Annotated in this window: 19 protein-coding genes; 5 read left to right on the forward strand and 14 right to left on the reverse strand. The window is 69.3% G+C overall.

Annotated features, from left to right (window positions below):
- Position 1 precedes the first annotated feature (1 nt).
- Positions 2–2044, reverse strand: a complete 2043-nt coding sequence (gene ligA, locus ACK4K7_RS10330; protein WP_431865768.1) for an NAD-dependent DNA ligase LigA — start codon at positions 2042–2044, stop codon at positions 2–4.
- Positions 2045–2117: 73 nt separating this feature from the next.
- Between ligA and ACK4K7_RS10335 the strand changes: the two genes are divergently transcribed.
- Positions 2118–3077, forward strand: a complete 960-nt coding sequence (locus ACK4K7_RS10335) for an acyl-CoA thioester hydrolase/BAAT C-terminal domain-containing protein (RefSeq protein WP_431865769.1) — start codon at positions 2118–2120, stop codon at positions 3075–3077.
- A 24-nt stretch (positions 3078–3101) separates the two neighbouring features.
- Here ACK4K7_RS10335 and ACK4K7_RS10340 read toward each other — a convergent pair whose 3' ends face one another.
- From ACK4K7_RS10340 to ACK4K7_RS10380, 9 genes are read right to left on the reverse strand one after another with little or no spacing between them, the layout of a single operon-like run.
- Positions 3102–3329: a hypothetical protein gene (locus ACK4K7_RS10340; RefSeq protein ID WP_431865770.1), complete on the reverse strand. Its 228-nt coding sequence runs from the start codon at positions 3327–3329 to the stop codon at positions 3102–3104.
- The gene (locus ACK4K7_RS10345) at positions 3326–3955 is read right to left on the reverse strand and encodes a phosphatase PAP2 family protein (RefSeq protein WP_431865771.1); all 630 of its coding nucleotides are present in this window, start codon (positions 3953–3955) and stop codon (positions 3326–3328) included. Before ACK4K7_RS10345 ends, ACK4K7_RS10340 begins: the two co-directional genes overlap by 4 nt.
- 48 nt (positions 3956–4003) lie before the next feature.
- Complete coding sequence (locus tag ACK4K7_RS10350; protein ID WP_431865772.1) at positions 4004–4420, reverse strand: DUF3035 domain-containing protein; 417 nt, start codon at positions 4418–4420, stop codon at positions 4004–4006.
- Between the two features lies 1 nt (position 4421).
- A complete protein-coding gene (lspA, locus tag ACK4K7_RS10355) occupies positions 4422–4904 on the reverse strand; it encodes a signal peptidase II (protein WP_431865813.1) in 483 nt (160 codons plus the stop codon).
- Between the two features lie 58 nt (positions 4905–4962).
- Positions 4963–7866 (reverse strand): isoleucine--tRNA ligase, encoded by a 2904-nt coding sequence (gene ileS, locus ACK4K7_RS10360; protein WP_431865773.1) that lies wholly within the window; start codon positions 7864–7866, stop codon positions 4963–4965.
- Between the two features lie 45 nt (positions 7867–7911).
- Entirely contained in the window at positions 7912–8865 is a 954-nt protein-coding gene (locus ACK4K7_RS10365; RefSeq protein ID WP_431865774.1) for a glycerophosphodiester phosphodiesterase family protein, read from the reverse strand.
- Positions 8862–9788, reverse strand: a complete 927-nt coding sequence (locus ACK4K7_RS10370; protein ID WP_431865776.1) for a bifunctional riboflavin kinase/FAD synthetase — start codon at positions 9786–9788, stop codon at positions 8862–8864. Before ACK4K7_RS10370 ends, ACK4K7_RS10365 begins: the two co-directional genes overlap by 4 nt.
- Before the next feature lie 36 nt (positions 9789–9824).
- A complete protein-coding gene (locus tag ACK4K7_RS10375) occupies positions 9825–10313 on the reverse strand; it encodes a dihydrofolate reductase (RefSeq protein WP_431865778.1) in 489 nt (162 codons plus the stop codon).
- Positions 10310–11104 carry a thymidylate synthase gene (locus tag ACK4K7_RS10380; RefSeq protein ID WP_431865814.1) on the reverse strand — a complete coding sequence of 265 codons (795 nt, stop codon included), beginning with the start codon at positions 11102–11104 and terminating at the stop codon, positions 10310–10312. Before ACK4K7_RS10380 ends, ACK4K7_RS10375 begins: the two co-directional genes overlap by 4 nt.
- 121 nt (positions 11105–11225) lie before the next feature.
- Between ACK4K7_RS10380 and ACK4K7_RS10385 the strand changes: the two genes are divergently transcribed.
- Entirely contained in the window at positions 11226–11582 is a 357-nt protein-coding gene (locus ACK4K7_RS10385) for a hypothetical protein (protein ID WP_431865780.1), read from the forward strand.
- Between the two features lie 9 nt (positions 11583–11591).
- On the opposite strand, the gene ACK4K7_RS10390 is transcribed toward ACK4K7_RS10385, so the two are convergent.
- The 4 genes from ACK4K7_RS10390 to ACK4K7_RS10405 all read right to left on the reverse strand — a co-directional run bounded on the left by ACK4K7_RS10390 (position 11592) and on the right by ACK4K7_RS10405 (position 17038).
- Complete coding sequence (locus ACK4K7_RS10390; protein WP_431865782.1) at positions 11592–12212, reverse strand: class I SAM-dependent methyltransferase; 621 nt, start codon at positions 12210–12212, stop codon at positions 11592–11594.
- Between the two features lie 55 nt (positions 12213–12267).
- Positions 12268–13395, reverse strand: a complete 1128-nt coding sequence (gene prfB, locus ACK4K7_RS10395; RefSeq protein ID WP_431865783.1) for a peptide chain release factor 2 — start codon at positions 13393–13395, stop codon at positions 12268–12270.
- Positions 13396–13509: 114 nt separating this feature from the next.
- Positions 13510–16077, reverse strand: a complete 2568-nt coding sequence (locus ACK4K7_RS10400) for a penicillin-binding protein 1A (RefSeq protein WP_431865785.1) — start codon at positions 16075–16077, stop codon at positions 13510–13512.
- 112 nt (positions 16078–16189) lie between these two features.
- Positions 16190–17038: an N-acetylmuramoyl-L-alanine amidase family protein gene (locus ACK4K7_RS10405; RefSeq protein WP_431865787.1), complete on the reverse strand. Its 849-nt coding sequence runs from the start codon at positions 17036–17038 to the stop codon at positions 16190–16192.
- Positions 17039–17515: 477 nt separating this feature from the next.
- On the opposite strand from ACK4K7_RS10405, the gene ACK4K7_RS10410 reads away from it, so the two are divergent.
- The 3 genes from ACK4K7_RS10410 (at position 17516) to ACK4K7_RS10420 (ending at position 22322) form a co-directional block, all read left to right on the forward strand.
- Positions 17516–20134, forward strand: coding sequence for an Rne/Rng family ribonuclease (locus ACK4K7_RS10410; RefSeq protein WP_431865789.1), 2619 nt, complete (start codon positions 17516–17518; stop codon positions 20132–20134).
- Between the two features lie 107 nt (positions 20135–20241).
- Positions 20242–21627: a M48 family metalloprotease gene (locus tag ACK4K7_RS10415; protein ID WP_431865791.1), complete on the forward strand. Its 1386-nt coding sequence runs from the start codon at positions 20242–20244 to the stop codon at positions 21625–21627.
- Entirely contained in the window at positions 21627–22322 is a 696-nt protein-coding gene (locus ACK4K7_RS10420) for a DsbA family protein (RefSeq protein ID WP_431865793.1), read from the forward strand. Before ACK4K7_RS10415 ends, ACK4K7_RS10420 begins: the two co-directional genes overlap by 1 nt.
- Positions 22323–22374: the final 52 nt, after the last annotated feature.

Consider the following 22374-nt stretch of genomic DNA (forward strand, 5'->3'; position numbering starts at 1 on the left):
CTCAGCCCGCCTCGGCCACGATCCGCAGCCATTCCGCCTCGTCGATCACCTCGATCCCGAGCTCGCTCGCTTTCTTGAGCTTCGATCCGGCGCCGGGGCCGGCGACCACCAGGTCCGTCTTGGCGGACACCGATCCCGCCACCTTGGCGCCCAGCCGCTCGGCCTGCGCCTTGGCCTCGTCGCGCGACAGCGCCTCCAGGCTGCCGGTGAAGACCAGCGTCTTGCCGGTCACCGGCGACTGCAGCGTCTCGACGGCATAAGGCGGCGGGCTCACTTCCCGCAGCAGGTCGTCCACCACGTCGATATTGTGCGGCTCGGCGAAAAAATCCGCCACCGCCTGCGCGACCACCGGCCCGATCCCCTCCACCGCCACCAGCTCGGCCAGCGCCGCTTCGTCGCCGCCGGCGCGGGCGGCGGTGTCGCGCAGCGCCTCCATCGATCCGAACGCCCGCGCCAGGTCGCGCGCCGTCACCTGCCCGACGTGGCGGATGCCGAGCGCGAACAGCAGCCGGTCGAGCGGCGGCCGGCGCTTGGCCTCGATCGCCGCGAGCAGGTTGCGGATCGACGTGCCGCCCCAGCCCTCGCGCCTGGCGAGCAGGTCGATCTTGTCCTTCAGGCGGAAGATGTCGGCGGGGGAACGGATCAGCCCGTCGTCGAAGAAGGCGGTGATCGATTTCTCGCCCAGCCCCTCGATGTCCAGCGCCTGGCGGGAGACGAAGTGGCGCAGCCGCTCCACCCGCTGGGCCGGGCAGATGAGGCCGCCGGAACAGCGCCGCACCACCTCGCCGTCCTCGCGCTCGGCATGGGATCCGCAGCGCGGGCAGACGGTCGGAAACAGGAAAGGCGGCCGCGGCTCCTCCTTGCTGAGGTTGCCGACGATCTGGGGGATGACGTCGCCGGCCCGCTGCACCACCACCCGGTCGCCCGGCCGCACGCCCAGCCGGGCGATCTCGTCCTCGTTGTGGAGCGTCGCGTTGGTGACGACGACGCCGCCCACCGTCACCGGCTCCAGCCGCGCCACCGGCGTCAGCGCGCCGGTGCGGCCGACCTGGATATCGATCGCGTTCAGCACCGTCTCCGCTTGCTCCGCCGGGAATTTGTGGGCCAGCGCCCAGCGCGGCGCCTTGGCGACCTGGCCGAGCCTTTTCTGCCAGTCCAGCCGGTCGACCTTGTAGACGACGCCGTCGATGTCGAACGGCAGGTCGGCGCGCTTCGCCTCGATCCGGCGGTAGAAGGCGATCAGCGGCTCGAGCTGCGTGAAGCGGGCGAAATCCTCGGCGATCGGAAGGCCCCATTCGCGGATCGCCGCCATCACGCCCGCCTGCGTGTCGGCCGGCAGCGCGGACGCCTCGCCCCAGCCATGGGCGTAGAATCGCAACGGGCGGGCGGCGGTGACCGCCGCGTCCTTCTGGCGCAGCGATCCGGCGGCGGCGTTGCGCGGGTTGGCGAAGATCTTGCCGCCGTCCTCCGCCTGGCGGGCGTTCAGCGCGGCGAAGTCCGCCTTGGACATATAGACCTCGCCGCGTATCTCGAACACGTCCGGCGCCCCGCCCGCCAGCCGCTCCGGTATGTCGGCGATGGTGCGGACATTGTCGGTGACGACCTCGCCCACCGTGCCGTCGCCGCGGGTGGCGGCCAGCGTCAGCGCGCCGCGCTCGTAGCGCAGCGAGCAAGACAGGCCGTCGATCTTCGGCTCGGCGGTGAGCGCCACCTCCGTGTCCGGCGTCAGGCTGAGGAAACGCCGCACCCGGCCGACGAAGTCCGCCACCTCCTCCTCGGAAAAACCGTTCTCCAGGCTCAGCATCGGCAGCGCGTGCGGGACCTTGGACAGGTGCGCCGCCGGCGCCGCCCCGACTTGGCGGGACGGGCTGTCCTCGCGCACCAGCTGCGGGAAGCGCGCCTCGATCTCCGCGTTGCGGCGGACCAGGGCGTCGAAGTCCGCGTCGCTGATCTCGGGCGCGTCCTCGCCATGATAAAGGCGATTGTGGCGGGCAATCTCGCGGGCGAGACGCTCCAGTTCGGCGGCGGCTTCCTGTTCGGTCATCGGGCTACGAAAAGGCTTGGCGGGCCGCCCTCGTCAAGCGCTATGATGCGGCCCGACAACAGGGGGACCGCCGATGCGCCACGTCTCGATCGCCGCCGCCGCGGCCTTGCTGCTCGCGCTCTCGCCCGCGCCCGCCGCCGCCCAATTCCCGATCCCGCCGGTCCAGGCGGCGGAGCCGGGTCCAGAGGGGCGGCGCGTGACCGACGACGGGCTGATCGCCAATTATTTCCCCGCCGACGCGCCCGGACCCGCCATCCTGCTGCTCGGCGGCTCGGAAGGCGGGCTCACCGAAGGCGGGGTGCGAACCGCCGAGGCGCTGCGCGCGGAAGGCTTTTCGGTGCTCCAGCTTTCCTATTTCCGCGCGCCCGGCCAGTCGTCGCGGCTCGAACATGTGCCGCTCGAATATTTCGGCACGGCGCTCGCCTGGCTGGCACGCCAGCCGGAGGTGGACGGCGGCCGGATCGGCATCCTCGGCGGATCGAAGGGCGCGGAAGCGGCCTTGCTGGTCGCCGTGCGCCATCCGGTGAAGGCGGTGGTCGCCGGCATGCCGTCGAGCGTCGCCTGGCCGGGCATCGTCTGGGAAGGGATGGACGGGGCGATCGGCAGCTCCTGGTCGGAGGGCGGCCGGCCGCTGCCGCACCTGCCCTACGGCCGGCCGGAAGCCGCGACCACGATCGGCGCGGTGTACGAAGCGGGGCTGGCGCGGCTCGGCGATCATCCCGACGCCGCCATTCCGGTGGAGCGGATCGCCGCGCCGGTGCTGCTCGTCTGCGGCGAAGCGGACACGCTGTGGCCGGCCTGCCCGATGGCGCGGCAGCTCGTCGATCGCGCCCGGGCCCATGGCCGCCCCGACGTCCGGCTGCTCGCCTATGAAAATGCCGGCCATGCCGTCTACGGCCGCCCGGTCCCGGAAGACGACCCGCGCCTCCCCGGCCTCGCCGCGCTGGGCGGCACCCCCGAAGGCAACAACGCCGCCCGCGCCGACGGCTGGCCCCGCATCCTGGCCTTCCTCAAGGAAGCGCTGGGGAAATAGGCGCTTCGCCCCCGGCCAGTCTCCTCAGCTGTCGTTGAACCTCGGCAGGTCGGCCTCGTCCTTTTTGTCGGAATCGCGGGCGCGGGTGACGCCGCCTTCGCCGACCGCCTGCTTCAGCTCGTCCTGGGTGCCGATATCGTGGCCGATGCGGTGGCCGGACCGGTTGCCGTGGGAGGGGGCGTCCTCCATGCTTTCGATCAGGTCGCTGTCGTCATGGTCGCGGGCCGTCTCGGCGCGTCTGTTCTCGGTCATGTCTGTCCTCCTTGCCAGGGAGAATGACGCAGCGCCGGGGGCGTTCCCTCGTCGAGCGTTCGTCCCGACAAAGCGAACAGCAGGAACGTCCAGAAGAGGCCGAAGGCCCAGCCGGCGATCACGTCGCTCGGCCAATGCACGCCGAGCAGCACCCGGCTCGCGCCGATCAGCAAAGCGAGCCAAGCCGCGATCCACAGGGCCAAGGCGCGGCCGCGGCCTGGGAACAGGAGCAGGGCGAGCGACACATAGACCATGGTCGCATTGGCGGCATGGGCGGACGGAAAGGAGAGCGACTGGACGGCGACGAGATGCTCATGCTCTTCCGGCCGGATCCGCGCGGTCCACACCTTCTGCAGGTCGACGAGGAAGCGGCCCGAGAGGGTGAGGACGAGCAGGAGGAAGGCGCCGCGCGTGTCGCCGCGCGCCAGCAGCAGGATGGCGCCCGCGATGGTGAGCGGCACCAGCGCCAGCCACCCGCCCAGTTCCGTGACGATCCGCGCCAGCTGCAGGATGTCCGGCCGGTCGCCCGCATAAGCGAGCATCAGGATGGCGCTGTCCATCTCCAGCCCGCCGAACAGGAGCATCACGCCCCAGGCGACGATCAGGCTGAACAGGACGAACGGCATCGGGCGGTCTTTCAGGCGAAGCGCATGTGCGCTCCCGCGCGGCGGCGCTTATTGGGGAACGCGCACCGCCGCTTCCTGGCCGTCGCCTTCGGGCATCTGCAGGATGGTGAGGCTGAGCGTGCCGCGATCGATTACCCGGGTGTCGGGATCGCCGGCCACCGACCGGGCGCCGGCCGCGGCGCGGTCCGCCTCGGCGCGCTGGAGCAGGGAACGCTCCACGTCGCTGCGCGGCGCGGCGCCGCCGAACGCGCTCTGCAGCGGCTGGGTGCGGGCCTCGGCCGCGGAGCCGGGCTCGCCCGGACGCGGCGGAGCGGCGGCGAAATCGGGCGGGATCACCAGCGGCGCGGTGCGGGTCACGGCGAAGCGATCGGTCTGCGCGTCGGCGAAGGCGCCGCCGCGGCTGGTGCAGGCCGAAAGGGCGAGGATGGCCGCGGAGGCGGCGAGGAGGTGGGGGAGGCTACGCATATCAGGCTTCTTTCTTGTTGGGCGACTTGCCCTCGCGGGTAAGAAGCGCCCGCACGAGCAACAGCAGGACGCCGATGGTAATCGCGGCGTCGGCGACGTTAAAGACCAAAAAGGGCCGCCACTCGCCGATATGGAGGTCCGCGAAATCAACCACATAGCCGTAGCGGGTGCGATCGACGATGTTGCCGAGCGCGCCGCCGAGCACCATCGCGAGCGCGATCGCGTCGTCGCGGCGCTTCTCCTTCCAGGCCCAGATGCCCACGAACAAGGCGATGCCGGCGGTGAGCGCGACCAGCAGCCAGCGGCCGAGATCGGTACCGGCGGTGAGGAAGCCCATCGACACCCCGTAATTGCGCACCCAGCGCAGGTCGAAGAAGGGGAGCAGCTCGATCACCCCCACATCCTCCAGCCGCAACGGATGGATCACGATCCATTTGGTGATCTGATCGAACAGGAAGATGGCGAGCGCGATGGCGAACACCATCACCCGGTTGCGCCGCTGCCGGTCGATCGGCGGGAGCTTGGCTTTGCCCGGCGCCACGTCAGCCATTCACCACCTCCTCGCAGCGCCCGCACAAGGCGGTCTCCGGAACCACGTCCGGCAGATGACGCCAGCAGCGCTCGCATTTGTCATGTTCGGTGCGGGCGACGCTCAGTTCGGCGCCTTCACGCACGTCGGAAACGATGAAGATCTCGGGCAGGTCGCGCGCGTCCGGAAGGACGGGAAGGGTCACCACCGCCTCGTTGCTGGAGCGGATGATCTTCTCGCGCCGCAGCGGTTCGATCGCCTCCGTCACCTTCTCGCGCGCCGCGATCACCTCGGTCCATCTCGCGCTGAGCGCATCGTCGCGCCATGCGGGGTCGATCTCCGGCCATTCGAGCAGGTGGACCGAACCGGCGTCGGGATAGCGGGTGCCCCACGCTTCCTCGGCGGTGAAGCAGAGGATCGGGCTCGCCCAGCGCACCAGCGCGTGGAAGACTTGGTCGAGCACCGTGCGGTAGGCGCGGCGCTTCGCCGTTCCTTCGGGAAGCTGCGGCCCCACGTCGCAATAGAGCGCGTCCTTCCTGATGTCGAAGAAGAAGGCCGACAGATCGTCGTTCGCGAACGCGGTGAGCAGGCGGGTGTAGCGGTTGAACTCGAAATCCTCCGCCGCCTGCCGCAGCTCCCGGTCGAGCGTGGCGAGGCGGTGGAGCACCCAGCGCTCGAGTTCGGGCATGTCCTCCGGCGCCACCCGCTCGGCATCGGTGAAGCCGTCGAGCGCGCCGAGCAGGTAGCGGAAGGTGTTGCGGAGCTTGCGATAGGCGTCGGACGTGGTGGCGAGCACCTCCTTGCCGATCCGCACGTCCTCGAAATAGTCGGTCGAGGCGACCCACAGGCGCAGGATGTCGGCGCCGTTGTCGCGGATGATGGCGAGCGGATCGATCACGTTGCCGATCGATTTCGACATCTTGCGCCCGTTCTGGTCGAGCGCGAAGCCGTGGGTCAGCACCGCCTCGTAGGGCGCGCGGCCGCGCGTGCCGGAGCTTTCGAGCAGCGAGGATTGGAACCAGCCGCGATGCTGGTCCGATCCTTCGACATAGAGGTCGGCGCGCACGCCCTCGCCGTAGCGGGCCTCGACCACATAGGCATGGGTCGATCCGCTGTCGAACCAGACGTCGAGGATGTCGGTGACCGGTTCCCATTCGTCGAGGCTGTAGGCGTTGCCCAGCATCTGCTGGTGGTCGGCCCCGAACCAGGCGTCGGCGCCGCCCTGGTGAAAGGCGTGGATGATGCGCGCGTTGACCGCGGCGTCGACCAGATAGTCGCCGGTCCTGCGGTTGACGTAGAGCGCGATCGGCACGCCCCAGGCGCGCTGCCGACTGATCACCCAGTCGGGCCGGCCTTCGACCATCGACCGGATGCGATTCTTCGCCTTCTCCGGCACCCAGCGCGTCTCGTCGATGGCCTGAAGAGCGGTGGCTCTAAGCCCCCTCTCCCCTTCAGGGGAGAGGGTCGGGGAGAGGGGCTGTGCCGCTTCACCCGACTCCCCCTCTCCCTCGCCTTGCTGCGCAAGGCTCTCCCTCTCCCCTGAAGGGGAGAGGGGCTTGCCCATCGCGATGAACCATTGCGGGGTGCAGCGGAAGATGATCTTGGCCTTGGAGCGCCAGCTGTGCGGATAGGAATGCTTGAAGTCCGCCGAGGCCGCGAGCAGGGCGCCGGCCGCGCGCAGGTCCGAGCAGATCGGCCCTTCGGGCGCGTTGAATTTGGGGTTGATCACCGAGCCCTGCCCGCCGAGCCATCCCCAATCCTCGCGGTAGCGGCCGTCGTCGGTGACGGCGAAGACCGGGTCGATGCCGTGCGCCTTGCACAGTTCGAAATCGTCCTCGCCATGGTCCGGCGACATGTGGACGAGCCCTGTGCCCTGGTCGGTGGTGACGAAATCGCCGGGGAGGAACGGGCGCGGTTTCGCGTAGAAGCCGCCGAGCCGGTGCATCGGGTGGCGCGCGACGGTGCCGGCGAGGTCCGAGCCCTTGCCGCGCCACAACTCGTCATTCCGGCGGAGGCCGGAATCTCCATTCGCTTCCCCGTCGGAAGAGGGATTCCGGCTTTCGCCGGAATGACGGGAGAGGGTTTGCTCGACCAGGGCCGACGCGATCAGCAGCTTCCTGCCGCCGGCCTCTAAGAGAACGTACTCGACATCCTCCCCATAAGCGATCGCCTGGTTGACCGGGATGGTCCACGGCGTCGTCGTCCACACCACCGCATGGGCGCCGACCAGCTCCGGGATCGGGCTCTCCACAATCTCGAACGCCACGTCGATCTGCGTTGACGTGATGTCCTCATATTCGACCTCGGCCTCGGCCAAGGCGGTCTTCTCCACCGGGCTCCACATCACCGGCTTGGCGCCGCGGTAGAGCTGGCCGCTGGTCGCGAACTTCAGGAGCTCGGCGACGATCGAGGCCTCGGCCTCATATTTCATGGTGAGGTAGGGATCGTCCCATTCGCCCATCACGCCGAGCCGCTGGAACTGCTCGGACTGTATATTTACCCACTTTTCCGCATAGGCCCGGCATTCCGCGCGGAACTCGCGCGGTGGGACCTGGTCCTTGTCCTGCTTCTTCTTGCGATATTGCTCCTCGATCTTCCATTCGATCGGAAGGCCGTGACAGTCCCAGCCGGGCACGTAGGGCGCGTCCTTGCCGAGCAGCGACTGCGAGCGCACGACGATGTCCTTCAGGATCTTGTTCATCGCGTGGCCCATATGGATGTCGCCATTGGCGTAGGGCGGGCCGTCATGGAGGATGAAGCGTTCGCGGTCCTTCCGGGCGTCGCGCAGCTGGCGGTAGAGGCCGGTCTCCGCCCAGCGCGCGAGGATCGCCGGCTCCTTCTGGGCGAGGCCGGCCTTCATCGGGAAATCGGTCTTCGGCAGGAAGACCGTGTCTTTATAGTCGGGTTTTTCGGACATGTCGGCGCCGGCCTTAGCTTAGGAGCACGGGAGTGGGAACACCCGTCAGCGGATGGCGCGGCCGACGTCGTGCATGTCCTCGATCCACAACATGCCGTTGAACTGGCGTGGGACGAGCGGGAGCTGGGCCACATCGGTCAGGCCGACGGGGCTGCCGTTCGCGTCGAAGCCCTGGACCAGCATCACGCGGGTGCCGGCGTCCGCCATCCGCTTCAGGTAGCGGTTGGGCCACCCCCAATTGCGCCAGCGCTGCTCGAGATCGAGGGCGACGGTGATGCCGCGGCACTGGTCCGGCACGATGCCGGTCCAGCCGGTCGCGAAATAGGCGTCGCGGCAGGCCTCGCTCGCCGCCCGGTCGAACGCCCAGGCCTCCGGCGCCAGCGTCTGCATCCGCGCCACCACGGCGGGATCGCCGACAAAGCCGATCCGGCCGTCCGGTTCCACGCCCGCATTGCGGAAGGCGGCCATCAGGAGATCGGCGTCGCCGGGCTCTGCCCGCACGAAGTTGAACACGATGTTGGAGCTGCCGAGCTCCTGCAGCACTTCCTCCACGGTCGGGATCGCGCCGATGCCGCGGCCGCGCAGCGGGAAGTTCTCGCCGTCCGGCGTGTAGCCCCAGCCGGCGTCGAGCGCCTTCAGCTGCGCCAGCGTCCGCTCCGCCACCGGCCCGGTGCCGTTGGTGCGGCAGTCGAGCGTCGGATCGCGGAACGCCACCATCCGGCCGTCGGCGGTCGGCTGCACGTCCACCGCCACGCCGCGCGCGCCGAGGCTGGCCGCGCGGCGCAGGCCCGCGAGGGCGTTTTCGATATAGGGATGGTCGCTCTCCCCCAGCCGGGCGGCGTCGCAGCCCTCGCCCGGCCGCACCGGTTGGGCGATGCCGCGATTGGCGATACGGGTCATCGCGCCCTGGGGCTCGGGCGCGATCCAGCTCGCGTTCATCAGCGAGAGGATGACGGCGACGGCGGCGAGCGCCAGCAACAGCAGCTTGCCCTTCTTCATGCCCGCAGGATCTCCCGCGCCCGCGCGCAATCCGCTTCCATCTGCGCCATCAACGCCCCCATATCCTCGAATCTCTCCTCCGGCCGGAGGAAGGAGATCAGCTGAACCTCGATGGTCTTACCGTAAAGATCACCCGCAAAGTCAAAGAAATAAGGCTCGAGCAGCTCGCGCGGCGGATCGAAGCTGGGGCGGATGCCCAGATTGGCGGCTCCGTCCAGCACGGTCCCGTCCGCCAGCCGGCCGCGCACCGCATAGATGCCGAATCGCGCCCGCAAATAGGTGCCGAGCGACAGGTTGGCGGTCGGATAGCCGAGCGTACGCCCTCGCTTGTCGCCATGTTCGACCACCCCCTCGATGGCGAAGGGGCGGGTGAGGAGCCGCGTCGCGGTGTCGCAATCCCCGTCGCGAAGCGCCTCGCGGATGCGGCTGGAGGAGACCGGCTCTTCCCCGTCGCCGACCGGCGCCACCGCGTCCACCGACAGCCGATTGACCCGGCCAAGCAGCTTCAGGAGATCGACGTCGCCGCCGCGCGCCTTGCCGAAGGTGAAATCCTCCCCCGTCACCACGCCCGCCGCGCCGATCCGCCGGACCAGCCAGTCGGTCACGAAGTCGGTGGCGGTGACGCCGGCGAGCTCCGCGTCGAAGCGGAACACGATCATCGCGTCGGCGCCGGCCTCGGCGAACAGGCGCTCGCGCTGGTCGAGGCTGGTGAGGCGGAAGGGCGGCACGTCCGGCTTGAAGAAGCGCACCGGGTGGGGATCGAAGGTGGCGACCAGCGCCGGCTTGCCCTCGAGCCTGGCGCGAGTCACCGCCCGGCCCACCACCGCCTGGTGGCCGATGTGAAAGCCGTCGAAATTGCCGAGCGCGACGATGCCGCCACGCAGATGGCCGGGAACCGCCGAGCCGCCGTCAAGCCGCTCCATCGCCGCGCCTATAAGGGAGCGGGGACACAGGGACAATCAGCGCCGTTCCAGCCGCACGAAGCTGAAGGCGGGACGGCCGCCCTCGGCCGGCCGGTCGACCCGAAGCGCCTCGTGCCACCGCGCCGGATCGAAGGGCGGCATCACCGTGTCCCCTTCGATCCGGGCGTGCACCTCGGTCAGCTCGACCGCCGCGGCGTGCGGCTCGAACAGCGCGAATATCTCCGCGCCGCCGATCACCGACACATAATCCGCCGCGGCGCGCGCGAGCGCTTCGTCGGGCGTGGCCGCGACGACCGCGCCGTCGGCCTGCCACTCCGCATCGCGGGTCAGGACCACGTGGCGGCGGCCGGGGAGGAGGCCCGGCAGGCTTTCGAAGGTCTTGCGGCCCATGATCATCGGCGTGCCCATCGTCACTTCCTTGAAGTGCCGCAGATCCTCCGGGATGTGCCAGGGCAGCTTGCCCCCGCGCCCGATGACGCCGTTGGCGGCGCGGGCGACGACCAGGGTGATCTCCGGCCGGCTCACACCGCGACTTCCGCCTTGATGTGCGGATGGGGATCGTAACCGCTGATCTCGAAATCCTCGTAGCGATATTGGTCGATCGCGTCGGGCTTGCGGGTGATGGCGAGGGTAGGGAGCGGGCGCGGTTCGCGGGTGAGCTGCAGCCGGGCTTGGTCGAGATGGTTGAGGTAGAGGTGGCAGTCGCCGCCCGTCCAGACGAAGGTGCCGGGCCTGAGGCCGCATTGCTGCGCCAGCATGTGGGTGAGGAGCGCGTAGCTGGCGATGTTGAACGGGACGCCCAGGAACACGTCCGCGCTTCTTTGGTAAAGCTGCAGGTTCAGCCTGCCGCCCGCGACCTGGGTCTGGAACAGGCAGTGGCAGGGGGCGAGCGCCATCCTGTGCAGCTCCGCCGGGTTCCAGGCGGACACGATCTGGCGGCGCGAGGCCGGGTCGCGGCGGATGAGTTCGACGAGATTGGCGATCTGGTCGATATGCTCGCCGCCGGGGCCCTCCCAGTCGCGCCATTGCTTGCCGTAGACGGGGCCGAGATCGCCCTTCTCGTCGGCCCATTCGTCCCAGATGCTGACGCGATTCTCCTGCAGCCAGCGCACGTTGGTGTCGCCGCGCAGGAACCACAGCAGCTCGATCAGAATCGAGCGGATGTGGAGCTTCTTGGTGGTGACGAGCGGGAAGCCCTGCTCGAGATCGAAGCGCATCTGGTGGCCGAAGACGGAAAGGGTGCCGACGCCGGTTCGGTCCTTCTGCTCGACGCCTTGGTCGAGGATCAGACGGAGGAGATCGTGATAGGCCTGCATCGGGCCTTCTATGGCGCGGGCGGCGGCGCATTCCAAGGCCGCGCCGCGCTTCTCCATTTCGGTATCCAATCCGGACCAATCTGTTGCCCCGGCGGCGGCGCGGCATGGCAGATGGACGGGCGTGGTCACCGTCCGGCACGCAGCTCAGGCCGCCGATCTCATCGCGCACGCCTTCGAAGGCGCGGCCGGTCCGCGCGCCGCGATCCTGCATCTCGACCAGGAGCGGCACCCGATTCACGTCAGCCTCCACGCCGCCGACGCGGCGCACGGCTTGCCCGTGCGAGAGATGGTTGAACGGGCGCTGGAACTCGGATCGCGCGGCATCGTCGCGGGGCTGCGCGGCGCGCCGGACGCAGCGGCGCGCGCCGACCTGCGCCGGCTGGCCGCCATCTGCCGCGACCTCGCGATCCGGCTGGAGGACGTGCTGATCTTCGAAGCCGAGGACGCGACCAGCCTCAGAGCGATCAACCTGCTGTGAGCCGCCCCGTCAGAGCGGGCAGACCGGGATGTCGCGAGGGTTAGGCTTAGGCCCGCGGGCTTCGAACTGGGCGAAATAGCTTTCGGTGTCGGCCAGCCGCTCGAAGCGGGTGAGTTCGTAGCCGACGGCGCTGAATTCGCAGACGAGAAGGCGGGGCGGGGTGCCGTGACGGTCGGTCGGCCGGTCGGCGTCCACCACCACCACCCGGCCGTCCCGCTTCAGGGCGCTGCGCACGTGCCAGATGAACTCGTAGGGCTGCTGGATCTCGTGATACATGTGGATCATCAGCACCCGGTCGAACGAGGCTTCGGGGAGCAGCGGATTGTTGGGCTCGCCGAGCTTCAGCGCGACATTGTCGAGCCGCTCGCGCTGGACGCGGTTGCCGAGGTCCTCGAGCGTCGCGGGAACGATGTCCTGCGCGAGCACCCGACCCTCCTCGCCGACCAGCGGCGCCAGGCGGACGGTATAATAGCCCTCGCCGGCGCCGATGTCGGCGATGAACATGCCTTCGCGGATTTCGGCGAGCTGCACCACCGTCTCGAACTCGCCGACGCTGTCGCGGGCGTCCTCGTTGAGGTAGCGGGAGGAGACGATCGGCGCGACCGGCCGCTGCGGCGCGGGGAAGGCCATCGGGTCCTCCGCGTCGCGGCAGGACGTGAGGAGGAGGGGGACGAGGAGGAGACTCCTAGTCCACATCTTCGACTTCGACCTTCTCGCCGGTCACCCGCTGCGACAGGGCGGCGGCCATGAAGCGGTCGAGATCGCCGTCCAGCACGTCGGACGGGGCGGTGGAGGTGACGCCCGTGCGCAGGTCCTTCACCAGCTGATAGGGCTGCAGCACGTAGGACCGGATCTGGTGGCCCCAGCCGATGTCGGTCTTGGTGGCCTCGGTGGCGTTGGCCTCGGCCTCGCGCTTCTGGAGTTCGAGTTCGTAGAGCCGGGCGCGCAGCTGATTGTAGGCCTCGGCCCGATTCTTGTGCTGCGAACGCTGGTTCTGGCACTGGACGACGATGCCGGTCGGCAGATGGGTGATGCGGACCGCCGAATCGGTGGTGTTGATATGCTGCCCGCCGGCGCCCGAGGCGCGGTAGGTGTCGATCCTGAGGTCGCCTTCGTTGATGTCGATCTCGATATTGTCGTCGATCACCGGATAGACCCAGACGCTCGAGAAGCTGGTGTGGCGGCGGGCGTTGGAATCATAGGGGCTGATTCGCACCAGCCGGTGCACCCCGCTCTCGGTCTTGGCATAGCCGTAGGCGTTTTCGCCCTTGACCAGCAGGGTGGCCGATTTGATGCCGGCCTGCTCGCCGGCATGATAGTCGACCAGCTCCACCTTCATGCCGTGGCGCTCGGCCCAGCGCGTATACATGCGCTGCAGCATCTCGGCCCAATCCTGGCTTTCGGTGCCGCCGGCGCCGGCATTGATCTCGATATAGGTGTCGTTGGCGTCGGCCTCGCCGGCGAGCAGCGCCTTCACCTTGTCCTGCTCGGCCCGGTCCGCGAGCGCGGCGAGGGCGGCCACCGCCTCGTCCACCATCGCGGCGTCGCCTTCGGCCTCGGCCATTTCGATGAGCTCGGCCGTGTCCTCCAGCTCGCGCTCGATCGCCTTGGTGGCGCCGATCGCCTCGTCGAGCCGGCGGCGCTCGCGCATCACGTCCTGCGCCTGCTTGGCGTCGTTCCACAGGTTCGGGTCCTCGACCCGGTTGTTGAGCTCGTCGAGCCGCCGCAGCGCGCGGTCCCAGTCGAGGAAGCGGCGCAGGAGATCGAGGGCGGACCTGATCTGATCGGCATAGGCTTGCGCTTCGGCGCGCATGAACTCACTCTCCACTGTGCGTCATGCCAGCGCTGTCCGGCGGAAGGCGGCCGGAGGCGCGGGACACGAAAAAGGCGGGCTCCGGCGGATGCCGGGGCGACTTAGGAACCGCGCCTAGTAAATCCCACCCTCGCTTTGCAAGAAATCGCTGTCGTCGGGCTGTTCCTGGCGTGGAGCCTGCGCCGCCGCGGGACGCGGGGCGGGGCGGGCTTCACGGGCGATCTCGTCGCGGCGGATGGTGCGGCGCGGCTCGCTCTCGGGCTTGAAGGCTTCCCAGATCACGGCGGCGCGGGGCTCGTCGTTGGGCCAGGCGCCGAACACCTTCCGGCCCGACCGACGGTCGATCCGCACCATGCGGATGCCCTGCGGCGCGCGGAAGGGGACCACCGGCATGTCGGCGAACGCCTTTTGCGCGAACTGCTTGAAGATCGGGGCGGCGAGCGTGCCGCCCTGCGCCCATCCGCCCATCGGCCGCGGCTGATCGAAGCCCATATAGACGCCCGCCACGATGTCGGCCGATCCGCCGACGAACCAGACGTTGGTCGGGCCGGTCGAGGTGCCGGTCTTGCCGAACAGCGGCCGGTTGAGGTCGCGCAGGGTGGTCGCCGTGCCGCGTTCGACGACGCCGGTCAGGATGTGGACCATCTGGTAGGCGGTCATCGGATCGATCACCTGCTTGGTGCGCAGCGGCGGCCGCGGCATCGGCCGGCCGTCCCAATCGGGCGCGTTGCAATTCTCCATCGCCGCGCAGCGGGTGTCGGCGCGCAGGATGACCTTGCCGTTCCGGTCCTGCACATAATCGATCAGGGTCGGGGTCAACTCGCGGCCGTGATTGGCCAGCATCGCGAAGGCGTTGGTCATCTTCATGACGGTGGTGTCGCCGGCGCCCAGAGAAACGGAGAGATAGGCGGGGTAGGGCGTGCCGTCGGCCTGGGTGAGCCCGGCGCGCGCGGCGAGCCGCACCACCTTGTCCATGCCGACCTGGTTGGCGGCGCGCACCGTCATCAGGTTGCGCGACTGTTCGAGGCCCCAGCGCATCGTCTGTGGGCCGGCATTGCCGCCCGAGAAGTTGCGGAAGCACTTCTGGCCGAGCGCGGCGCCCTGCCAGACGCAGAAGGGTCCGTCGACGATGATCGAGGCGGGCGTCATGCCGTTGTCGAGCGCGGCCGAATAGACGAACGGCTTGAAGGTGGAGCCCGGCTGGCGCTGCGCCTGGGTGGCGCGGTTGAACCATTCGCCGCCCCGCACGTCCCAGCCGCCCTGCATGGCGAGCACGCGGCCGGTGGCGACTTCCTGAGCGACGAAGCCGCCGGAGATTTCGGGAACGGAGCGCAGGCCCCAGGCACCGCCCTGTTCGGCGACCGCGATCACCATGCCCGGGCGCAGCGCCTGGAACGCGCTCTGACCGGTGCCGCGCTTGGGCATGGCGGCGTTGCCGGCGGGCAGTTGGCCGGTGGTGCCGTCGGTGAAGCCGATCGTCGCCGATCCGCTTTCCTTCGACAGGACGACGGCCGCGCGCCATTCGTCATAGCCGACGCCGTAATCGGCGGCGCTCAGCTGCCGCTGCCAATCCCCGTCGATCGGGATGGTGAGGCCCGGGTCGCGCCAGCCGCGTCCGCGGTCGTAGCGCAGCAGCCCGTCGCGAAGCGCCGTCTGGGCGGCGTCCTGCATGTCGAGATCGAGCGAGGTCCGCACCCACAGGCCGCCGGCATAGACGCTGGACGGGCCGTCGTCGGCATCCTCGCCATATTGCTGGACGAGGGTGCGGCGCACCTCCTCGACGAAATAGCCGCCGACGTTGCGGATGCTCTCGCGCGGGCCGCGCACGGTGCCGAGCGGCATCGCGTCGGCGGCGGCGCGCTCCTGCGCGGAGATGAAGCCGTTCCGCTCCATCTGCGCGAGGACGTAGTTGCGGCGGGCGAGCGCGCGCTCCGTATGGCGTTCGGGATGGTAGTTGCTCGGCGCCTTGGGGAGGATGGCGAGATAGGCCATTTCGTGCAGCGCGAGCTGATCGACGTCCTTGTCGTAATAAGCGCGCGAGGCGGACTGCACGCCATAGGCGTTCCGGCCGAGGAAGATCTGGTTGAGATAGAGTTCGAGGATCTGCTCCTTGCTGAGCACATTCTCGATCCGGCGGGCGAGGAACGCCTCGCGGATCTTGCGGGTGATCGAATATTCGTCGCCCAGCAGCAGGTTCTTCGCCACCTGCTGGGTGATGGTCGATCCGCCGCGGGCGCGCTCGCCGGAGCCGACCTTGGAGACATAGTCGACCACCGCGCCGGCGAGGCCCGCATAATCGAGGCCGCCATGGCTGAAGAAGTTGCGGTCCTCGGCCGAAATGAAGGCGTTGATGAGCTGCGGCGGATATTCGGCGAAGTCGAGCTCCACCCGGCGCTCGCGGGCGAACTGGTGGACCGGTTCGCCGTCGATGTCGCGCACCGTGGTGGGCAAGGCCGGCTCGTAGGTGAGCAGGGTCTCGGCCGACGGCAGGCCGCGCGCGAACAGCAGCCACAGGATGAAGTATGCGAGGATCGGCAGCGCGATCAGCACGGCGAGGATCTTCGCCCAGCGCCTGCCCATCAGGCGCCGGAACGCGCGCCAGCCGCGCCCCAAGGCGCTACCGGCGTCGTGATGAAGGGTGAAACGTTCCGGCTGTCCCGGATCTGCGGTGTCGGCACTCATTGCATCAAGGCTCTAGCCCATCGGTCCGCGCGGGTGAAGCATGGCGTGGATGTACCGAAGCTTAGCGGCACCAATCCTCCCTGTCGCCGCAGGCGATGGGGAGGATTTTCGATCAGCGGGCCTGCTGCGCGAGGAAGCGGCGGGCGAAATGGGCCTCGATCGCCTGGCGCATGCCGGTCGCGATCTGCCGCTGCCCGTCCGGCGAGCTGATATAGGCGACGTCCACCGGATTGGTGAGATAGCCCGATTCGAACAGGATCGAGGGGATGTCCGGCGCCTTCAGCACGACGAGCGCGGCGAAGCGGTGCCATTCGGGCCGGAACGGGAAGATCGGCGCCGCCTCGCGGTGGAGAAGGCGCGCGAACTCGGCCGACACGTTCATGCTCTCGCGCTGGGCGAGGTCGATGAGGATCATGTTGACGTTGGGATCGGGGCTGAGCCGCGCGCCGCCGATCAGGTCGGCGGCATTTTCCCGCTGGGCGAGCAGCGCCGCCTGCCGGTCGGACGCGACTTCGGACAAGGTGTAGATGGTGGCGCCGCGCGCGCCGTCATTGTGGGGCGCGGCGTCGGCATGGATCGAGATGAACAGGTCCGCCCCCAGGCGGCGCGCGATCTCATAGCGTTCCTGGAGGACGAGGTAGCGGTCGTCGTCGCGGGTGAGCGCCGCCCGCACCCGCCCGGATGCGGCCAGCTCGTCCCGGATCTGGCGGGCGATCGCCAGCGTCACATGCTTTTCCAGAAGGCCGCCGAAGGGGGAGGTGGCGCCCGGATCCTTGCCGCCATGGCCGGGATCGATCACCACCAGCGGCGGATTCTCGCCACGCGCGGGCGTCACCGGCGGCAGGTCCGCCGTGTCGCCGGGTAGCGGCTCAAGCTCGACGGTGAAGGCCGGCTCCTCTCCCGCGGGCGCGGGCTGGCCGAAGCCGAGCAGGGCCGCGAGATAGGCGAAAAGGAACGTCATGCCGCCGTTTTGGCGCCCCCGGCCCCCGCTGGTCCAGTGAAATGCGCATATATACGGCCGGCGCGGCCCTTTGCAGTTGCCGCTCGGCAACAGCGGTGCTAGCACGGGGCCACGGTACGAAAGATCGATACGACTGCGGTCAACTTCGGCGATCGGCCGTGCGATTTCGCGCCGGCTCCCTGACAGCCGGCATTCTAGGTTGACGCTGCATGAGGCATTTTTCCCCCGCTCAGCTACGCCCCCTCACGGGTATCGGCGTGGACGGCGGGGCTACGCGGCCGGCACATCTGGCCGGCCCGCCGCGAGCAGCAGAGGCAAACCAATTCGTTTCAACCCGGACAATTTTCGCGCGTGCGCACCGCGCCGCGCGGCGGTCCATATTCGAACGCGCGCCTCGCGCGGCACTGAGCGGCACTTCATCCATGTATCTTTTCGGTGAGGCCACCCAGGCGGCGACGCGCGCGTGGAGTGATGTAAATGACGATGCGCATGTTGATCGACGCGCGCCACCAGGAAGAAACCCGGGTGGCCGTGGTCAAGGGAAGCCGGATCGAGGAATTTGATTTCGAATCCGCCGAGCACAAGCAGCTCAAAGGGAATATCTATCTCGCAAAGGTAACCAGGGTGGAGCCGTCGCTGCAGGCGGCCTTCGTCGATTATGGCGGCAACCGCCACGGCTTCCTGGCCTTTTCGGAAATCCACCCGGACTACTACCAGATCCCGAAGGAGGACCGCGAGGCGCTGCTCCGCGAGGAGGCCGAGCACGCGGCCGAGGAAGCGCGGCTGCGCGCCGCCGAGATCGAGGCCGAGGAAGCGGAAGAAGCCGCCGACGGCGTGATCGAGGTCGACAATGGCGGCGGCGAATCCGGCGAGGATGAGGAGGGCGACGAACACGCCCCCGCCGCGCCCGAGGAAGCCGAAAGCGCCAGCGAGGAGAGCGCGGCCGAGACGCTGCGCCGCAAGCGCCAGAATCTGCGCCGCCGCTACAAGATCCAGGACGTGATCCGCCGCCGTCAGGTGCTGCTCGTCCAGGTCGTGAAGGAAGAGCGCGGCAACAAGGGCGCCGCCCTCACCACCTATCTCTCGCTCGCCGGCCGCTATTGCGTGCTGATGCCCAACACCAGCCATGGCGGCGGGATCAGCCGCAAGATCTCGAACGGCGCCGACCGCAAGCGCCTGAAGCAGATCATGGGCGAACTGAACCTGCCGGCGACGATGGGCTGCATCGTCCGCACCGCCGGCCTCAGCCGCACCAAGACCGAGATCAAGCGCGATTTCGACTATCTCGCCCGGCTGTGGGACGAGATCCGCGAGCGGACGCTGCAAAGCTCCGCGCCGGCGCTGATCTACGGCGACAGCGATCTCATCAAGCGGGCGATCCGCGACATCTACAACCGCGACATCGACGAGGTGATGGTGGAAGGCGAGGAGGGCTATCGCGCCGCCCGCGCCTTCATGAAGCTGTTGATGCCGAGCCATGTGCGGCGGGTGAAGCAATATGCCGACCCGGTGCCGCTGTTCCAGCGCTTCGGGGTCGAGGACCAATTGTCCGGCATGTACCAGCCGGTCGTGCAGCTGAAATCGGGCGGCTATCTGGTCATCAACCCGACCGAGGCCCTGGTGTCGATCGACATCAACTCCGGCCGGTCGACGCGCGAGCACAATATCGAGCAGACCGCCTACGCGACCAATATCGAGGCCGCGCACGAGATCGCGCGCCAGCTTCGCCTCCGCGACATGGCGGGCCTCGTCGTCATCGACTTCATCGACATGGAATCGAACGGCCATGTCCGCAAAGTCGAAAAGGCGATGAAGGAGGCGCTGAAGAACGACCGCGCCCGCATCCAGGTCGGCCGCATCTCCTCCTTCGGCCTGATGGAGATGAGCCGCCAGCGGCTGCGTACCGGCGTGCTCGAAGCCTCGACCAAGCCTTGCCCGCATTGCGAGGGCAGCGGCCTGATGCGCACCGCCGCCTCGGCGGGCCTGTCGGCCCTGCGCATGCTGGAGGACGAAGCGGCGCGCGGCCGCGGCAGCCGGATCATCCTGCGCGCCGGGCGCGAGGCGGCGATCTACGTCCTCAACAAGAAGCGCGGCGAAATCGGCGAGATCGAGGCGCGCTACGGCGTCGTCGTCGAAGTGCTGATCGACGAAGGCTTCGAGGGCGCGAAGATGAGCGTCGAATCGGTCGGACCGCGGCCCGAGCGTCCGCGCCTTCCGCCGGTCCAGACGCCGCTGGTCGAGGAAGAGGACCTCGCGGACGACATCGTCGAGGACGAGGAGGAAGAAGAGGAAGAGGACGAGGCGCCCGCCGAAGCGGCGCCGCGCGAGGAGCGCTCCAGCGAGCGCCGCGAGCGGGAGGAGAGCGAGGCCGAAAGCCGCCGCCGCCGTCGCCGTCGCGGCCGCCGCGGCGGACGCCGTCGGGGCCGCGAGGAGGGCGATCGCGACGAAAACGGCCGCTCCGACGAGGGCCGGGATCAGGAGGAGCGGCAGGACGCCGCCGATGCGCCGGCCGAAGAGGGCGGTGAAGCGCCCGCCGAGACGGCCGTGGACGCGGCCGAGCAGGCTCCGGCCGACGAGGAGCAGCCGCGCAAGGGCCGCCGCCGCCCCCGTGCCCGGAAGCGGGACGCCGAGGCGGAGGCTGCCGAAGCTCCCGCCGAAGCGCCGGCTGCCGAGCCGGTGACGTCCGAAGCCGAAGCCCAGGCCGAAGCGCCGGCCGCCGAGGAAGCGCCCGCCAAGCCCAAGCGCAGCCGCCGCCGCAAGGCGGACGCCGAGCCGGCACCGGAAGCGGCGTCCGAAGCTCCGGCGGAAGCCGCGCCGGAAGCCGCTCCTGAAGCTCCGGCGGAAACGGCCGAAGCCGAGGAGAAGCCGGCACGCCGCCGCCGTAGCCGCCGCAAGGCGGAACCGGAGACGGCCGATGCCGACGCCCCCACGGCCGAAGCACCCGCCGCCGAGGCCGAAGCGCCGCGTCCGCCGGAGGCTCCGGTGCTGGAGCGTCAGGCCGACGAGCCGGCCGGGACCGAGGCCGCCAACGATGCCGAAGCGGCGCCCGCCGGCCCGCCGCGGCGCGGCTGGTGGCAGCGCACCTTCGGCGGCTGATCGCCTTGTTTTTCAAACGGGATCGCGCCTCCGCCGGCCGCTTCGGCAGCCGTGCGGAGGCGCCTTTTTAATCCGCGGTTCAGGCATTCGGGGGGATAGGCGGGACCATGGCTCACGCATCGACACGGCGCCTTCCAGCGGCCAATTTCCTCGCCCGCCTGACGATGCTCATCGCGCTGAGCTTCGCCACCCTCGCTCAACCCGCCATGGCGCAGTCGATCCTGCGCGATGCCGAGACGGAGGCGGTGCTGCGCGACATGTCGAAGCCGCTGATCGAGGCGGCGAATTTGAGGCCGGAGGACGTCAACCTCGTCCTCATCCATGATCCGTCGATCAACGCCTTCGTCGCCACCGGCCAGAACGTCTACATCCATTCCGGCCTCATCACCTCGGCGGACAACGCCAACGAGGTGCAGGGGGTCATCGCCCACGAAATCGGCCATATCGCCGGCGGCCACTCGATCCGCATCGGCGAAGGCATCCGCGTCGCGACCGGCATCACCTTGCTGTCGCTGCTGCTCGGCGCGGCGGCGATGGCGGCGGGCGCCGGCGAGGCGGGCGCCGGAATCATGGCGGCGGGCCAGCAGATGGCGGTCCACCGCTTCCTCGCTTTCTCGCGCGAGCAGGAATCGCGCACCGACCAGGCCGGCGCCTCCTATCTCAGCAAGGCCGGCGTCAGCGGCCGCGGGTCGCTCGCTTTCTTCGAACGGCTGCAGAACCAGGAATATCGCCTCGCGATCCCGCAGGACAACGGCTATGCCCGCACCCACCCGCTGAACCGCGAGCGGCTGGCGGCGCTGGAACATCTCTACAAGAACGATCCCGCCTGGGACACGCCCACCGATCCGCTGCTCGAAGCCCGGTTCCAGCGCGTGAAGGCGAAGCTGTCCGGCTATGTCGACGAGCCGCGGCATACGATGATCCGCTATCCGGAGACCGACCGCTCGATCCCGGCGCGCTATGCCCGCGCTTATGCATGGCACAAGAGCGCGCACCCGCAGAAGGCGCTGGCGGAGGTCGAGAGCCTGCTCGCCGAAGCGCCGGACGATCCCTATTTCCTGGAGCTCAAGGGCCAGGTCCTGCTCGAATCGGGCAAGCCGCGCGAGGCGCTCGCGTCGTTGCGCGAAGCGGTGCGGCTGGCGCCCGACCAGCCGCTCATCGCCTCGATGTTCGGCCATGCGCTGATCGCGACCGAGGACCCGCAATATTTCGAGGAGGCCAAGCGCATCCTCCGAAACGCGGTGGTGCGCGACAATTCCAATCCCTTCGCCTGGTACCAGCTCGGCATCATCTACGATCGCGAAGGCGACGCCTCCCGCGCCGCGCTGGCAACGGCGGAGCGCTACAGCCTGCAGGGACAGAACCGCCTCGCGCTCGCCAATGCCGAACATGCGCTGCGCGGTCTTCCCACCGGCACCGCCGACTGGCTGCGCGCGCAGGACATCGCCATGGTCGCCCGTACCGAGGTCGAGCGCGAGAGAAGGCGCCGTTGATGGCCGACGGGCGCCCGGCCGCGGCCGGATGGTGGATGGCGGCGCTGGCCGGCCTCGTCGGCGTGCTGATCGGCGCCGTCGCGATGGCGGCCGCGTCCGGCTATTTCGTCCGCTCCTACCTCCTCGAACATCCCGAAGTGCTGCCCGAGGCGATGGAGCGGCTGCAGCAGCGCGAGACGGCGCAGGCGGTCGAGCAGAACCGCGCCGCGCTCGAGACGCCGTTCCACGGCGCCTGGGCGGGGGCGGCGGACGCCGATGTCGTGCTCGTCGAATTCTACGATTATGCCTGCGGCTTCTGCCGGCAGATGAACCCGGTGGTCGAGCGGCTGATCGCCGAGGATCCGAAGCTCAAGGTGGTGTGGCGCGAATTCCCGGTGCTGGGCCCCGCCAGCGAGGAAGCGGCGGTGGCGAGTCTCGCGGCCGCCGAGGCGGGCCGCTTCAAGGCTTTCCACGAGCGGCTGTTCGAGCTCGGCCGGCCGAGCGCCGAGACGATCGCCGCCGCCCGCGCGGCCGTCAACCTGCCCGAGCCGACGCTCACGCCGGCCTATGAGCAGGAGCTGCGCCGCAACTACCAGCTCGCCGAGGCGCTGCGCGCCAACGGCACCCCGACCTTCGTGGTGGGCGACCAGGTGTTTCGCGGCGCGGTGGGCTACGAGGTGCTGAAAGAGGCGATCGGCGCCGCGCGGCGGAATTGACGCCGTAAAGCCCCTTGAGCAGCTTCATCTGCTCTGTACAGTGGCCGCAAAC

This window comes from Allosphingosinicella sp., assembly GCF_046295735.1.
Taxonomy (GTDB): Bacteria; Pseudomonadota; Alphaproteobacteria; order Sphingomonadales; family Sphingomonadaceae; genus Allosphingosinicella.

Excerpts from the sequence above, each read along its gene's own strand:
- ACK4K7_RS10415 (WP_431865791.1), top strand. The coding sequence starts at position 20,242 with ATGGCTCACGCATCGACACGGCGCCTTCCAGCGGCCAATTTCCTCGCC.
- ACK4K7_RS10390 (WP_431865782.1), bottom strand. The coding sequence starts at position 12,212 with ATGGCCTTCCCCGCGCCGCAGCGGCCGGTCGCGCCGATCGTCTCCTCC.
- ligA (WP_431865768.1), bottom strand. The coding sequence starts at position 2,044 with ATGACCGAACAGGAAGCCGCCGCCGAACTGGAGCGTCTCGCCCGCGAG.
- ACK4K7_RS10420 (WP_431865793.1), top strand. The coding sequence starts at position 21,627 with ATGGCCGACGGGCGCCCGGCCGCGGCCGGATGGTGGATGGCGGCGCTG.
- ACK4K7_RS10335 (WP_431865769.1), top strand. The coding sequence starts at position 2,118 with ATGCGCCACGTCTCGATCGCCGCCGCCGCGGCCTTGCTGCTCGCGCTC.
- ACK4K7_RS10400 (WP_431865785.1), bottom strand. The coding sequence starts at position 16,077 with ATGAGTGCCGACACCGCAGATCCGGGACAGCCGGAACGTTTCACCCTT.
- ileS (WP_431865773.1), bottom strand. The coding sequence starts at position 7,866 with ATGTCCGAAAAACCCGACTATAAAGACACGGTCTTCCTGCCGAAGACC.
- prfB (WP_431865783.1), bottom strand. The coding sequence starts at position 13,395 with ATGCGCGCCGAAGCGCAAGCCTATGCCGATCAGATCAGGTCCGCCCTC.
- ACK4K7_RS10410 (WP_431865789.1), top strand. The coding sequence starts at position 17,516 with ATGACGATGCGCATGTTGATCGACGCGCGCCACCAGGAAGAAACCCGG.
- ACK4K7_RS10380 (WP_431865814.1), bottom strand. The coding sequence starts at position 11,104 with ATGCAGGCCTATCACGATCTCCTCCGTCTGATCCTCGACCAAGGCGTC.
- ACK4K7_RS10405 (WP_431865787.1), bottom strand. The coding sequence starts at position 17,038 with ATGACGTTCCTTTTCGCCTATCTCGCGGCCCTGCTCGGCTTCGGCCAG.
- ACK4K7_RS10365 (WP_431865774.1), bottom strand. The coding sequence starts at position 8,865 with ATGAAGAAGGGCAAGCTGCTGTTGCTGGCGCTCGCCGCCGTCGCCGTC.
- ACK4K7_RS10350 (WP_431865772.1), bottom strand. The coding sequence starts at position 4,420 with ATGCGTAGCCTCCCCCACCTCCTCGCCGCCTCCGCGGCCATCCTCGCC.
- ACK4K7_RS10370 (WP_431865776.1), bottom strand. The coding sequence starts at position 9,788 with ATGGAGCGGCTTGACGGCGGCTCGGCGGTTCCCGGCCATCTGCGTGGC.
- ACK4K7_RS10345 (WP_431865771.1), bottom strand. The coding sequence starts at position 3,955 with ATGCCGTTCGTCCTGTTCAGCCTGATCGTCGCCTGGGGCGTGATGCTC.
- ACK4K7_RS10340 (WP_431865770.1), bottom strand. The coding sequence starts at position 3,329 with ATGACCGAGAACAGACGCGCCGAGACGGCCCGCGACCATGACGACAGC.
- lspA (WP_431865813.1), bottom strand. The coding sequence starts at position 4,904 with ATGGTGTTCGCCATCGCGCTCGCCATCTTCCTGTTCGATCAGATCACC.